The sequence below is a fragment of the Acidovorax sp. KPB24-07 genome, from assembly GCF_057543315.1.
Window position 1 is genome coordinate 1 of sequence record NZ_BAAJYS010000453.1, and the last position, 2478, is coordinate 2478.

The window sequence follows — 2478 nt, forward strand, 5'->3', positions numbered from 1 at the left end:
CAACAGCGCCGCGCCGGCGGGCGAGATGGATAGCACGGAGGTCATCTACCTGCCCACGGCCAGCGGGCCGATGCCGGTGGCGGCGCAGATCAACGGCAGGCTGTATGCCATCGATGCGGACCACCTGAACACGCCACGGCGCCTGACCAACACGCAGGGCCAGGTGGTGTGGCAATGGCTGATCACGGGGTTCGGAGAGGCCAACCCGACGACCGGGGCGACGGGCTATGCGCAGAGTGGGCAAGGTGCCACCAGCTATAGCGAAGCGGTGAAGTTCGATCTGCGGTATCCGGGGCAGGTGTGGGATGAAGAGACGGGACTGGCGTACAACCTGAACCGGTATTACGACCGGGAGGGAGGGCGGTACATCCAGGCCGATCCGATTGGGCTGGAGGGGGGATGGAATCGGTTCTTGTATGTGGGAGGAAATCCACTTAGCTATGCCGATCCGACCGGCGAGTTTGCAGTCGTCATCCCATTTATTCCGGCGATCATCACGGGTACTGACATCGCGGTTGGAACTGCTCTTGGCGCATTGGGTTATGGGTTGGATCGCATGTTTGCGAAACCGCCTAAGAATGCATATGACCCAAATGGGCCCAAGGCGCCGGGCAAACCGACAGAGGCAGATGGATTTAGAAGTCCTAAAGGGGGCGATAACTGGGTGCCCAATCCAAATCCAGGCAAAGGCGGTTCTAGCCACGGCTGGGAAGATGCTAAAGGGGATGTGTGGTGTCCTACTGGGTCAGGAGGTAGGTCTCACAGCGGTCCCCATTGGGATGTACAGACTCCAGGTGGCGATTATAGAAACGTGAAACCAAGTCGCTGATTATGAAAAATATTCAAATTATTGACGGTGCGCAAAATTGCGTATATGACATTTTTTCAGCAACCGATGAGGAATTTTTGTTGTTATTTCCTGGTGGCGTCGATATTGCTTTCATCGATGAGATATACGCGACTGGTGATGCGAAGGTGCTTGATGAAGTATTTAATAATATTTGGCAACGCCGGGTTAAAAAATTAGAGGTGCAAGGCATTCATGGATTGATATTCTACGAACTTAATCAAAAGATGATTTATTATCCAACTAGAAAGGATGAGGAGGCCATCAATCCCGATGGGTCTAGACTTAGGTAATGGAATACTGTTGCTGCTGAGCAGGGCATACAGAACTGTATTTCCGACTCTGTATTGATTCATGAACTAAGTGGTTGCATTGGTTCCAACTTCTTTAGTCGGAGTAAGTCGCCATGATGAGCCAATGCAACCCCTTGAATCCATGTCCTGCCCGCCGCCGAAAATTTCGTTGCAACGTTTTTTGCTATTTTTAATGGCATCATCGGCATGGCATAGAACGACAGTGCATATGGCGGGCAACGGCGTGGTTATTGTCGCTGGTGGAAATGGGCAGGTAATTAAATTTATCCCTGAATAATCAGGTTGTATGAGCGATTTTTTCTCGCGTCAAGCCTTCGTGCTGCGGCAAGCCATCAATGAATATCGTGATGGAACACTTGATTTAAACTCGCTTATTCATCGGATTGAGGGGGTTGGGGGTGTTTTTGAAAATGAATTGTGGCGAAATGCGGTTTTTCCCGTCATTTTATCCATGGAGCAGATAAACGCAGCGGCAATTAATGGTGGCAATGATTTGACCGAAGCAGGCAAGGTTTCTATTGAAGAGTCGCTCATTGGTTTTGAGGGACTGATTAAGGATTTTGAAAATAAGTAACTGCTGCTTATTTCTCAAGCCTTGCGTGGGAGATCTCATGCGAGCCGATGCAACACCCTGACATCCAACCCTGGCCGTTGTACGTCTTGATTGCTATATATTTAATAGCGTCATGACCATGATTTACTAGGGCGTAAGGCCTGTTTGACCTGATGTCAGGCCTCACATCAAACGGGAGGAGGTTCATGAGGGTCGTCTGGGCCGTCTTCATCGCATTGCAGGCCCTGGGCAATGTGGCCTCGCTGTCCTACGAAGTCATGGGCGCCGTGCAGGGTGCCCAGGACTTCGCCGGCGTGGCCACCACGTATGCCAACGACGTCCGGGGCAACGTCACGCGGGAGAGTTCGGCCGGACCCGCGCCCGGCCTGACCGAGCAGCGCAGCTACACCCTGGCGGGCCAGTTGTCCGCCAGCCGGCTGCTGCCGCAACTGACCTGGGACAGCGCCGGGCGCCTGGCCCAGGTGCAGCAGCGTCACGCCCTGCGCGGCGCCACGGGGGCGCAGCAGGCCGTGATCACCAGCGCCAACACCTACGACGCCACGGGCCGGCTCACCGCCAGCGCCCACAGCGCGCCGGCCGGCCTCACGCTACCCACGGGCAGCGCGCTGAGCGACACCCTGGGCGCCAACACCAGCGGCTACGCGTGGGACGCCAACGGCAACCGCGTGCAGGCGTTCTATGGCAGCGTCACAGCGGCGGGCACGGCCACGCTCAAGCGCAATTACGTCGCCGTCAGCGGCAGC

The 2478-nt window shown here is 55.2% G+C and carries 4 protein-coding genes; all 4 read left to right on the plus strand.

Annotation, left to right across the window (positions count from 1 at the left end; genetic code table 11):
* Positions 1 to 829: RHS repeat-associated core domain-containing protein (locus AC27IQ_RS22450; protein ID WP_487090854.1), on the plus strand; the 829-nt coding region annotated here is incomplete at its 5' end.
* Between the two features lie 2 nt (positions 830 to 831).
* Positions 832 to 1140: a hypothetical protein gene (locus AC27IQ_RS22455; protein ID WP_284394178.1), complete on the plus strand. Its 309-nt coding sequence runs from the start codon at positions 832 to 834 to the stop codon at positions 1138 to 1140.
* Positions 1141 to 1447: 307 nt separating this feature from the next.
* Complete coding sequence (locus tag AC27IQ_RS22460) at positions 1448 to 1735, plus strand: hypothetical protein (RefSeq protein WP_487090855.1); 288 nt, start codon at positions 1448 to 1450, stop codon at positions 1733 to 1735.
* Between the two features lie 185 nt (positions 1736 to 1920).
* On the plus strand, positions 1921 to 2478 hold a 558-nt coding region (locus AC27IQ_RS22465; RefSeq protein ID WP_487090856.1), incomplete at its 3' end, for a hypothetical protein.

Bases quoted from the DNA above. Each gene is read 5' to 3' on its own strand.
- AC27IQ_RS22455 (WP_284394178.1), top strand. From the start codon at position 832: ATGAAAAATATTCAAATTATTGACGGTGCGCAAAATTGCGTATATGAC.
- AC27IQ_RS22460 (WP_487090855.1), top strand. From the start codon at position 1,448: ATGAGCGATTTTTTCTCGCGTCAAGCCTTCGTGCTGCGGCAAGCCATC.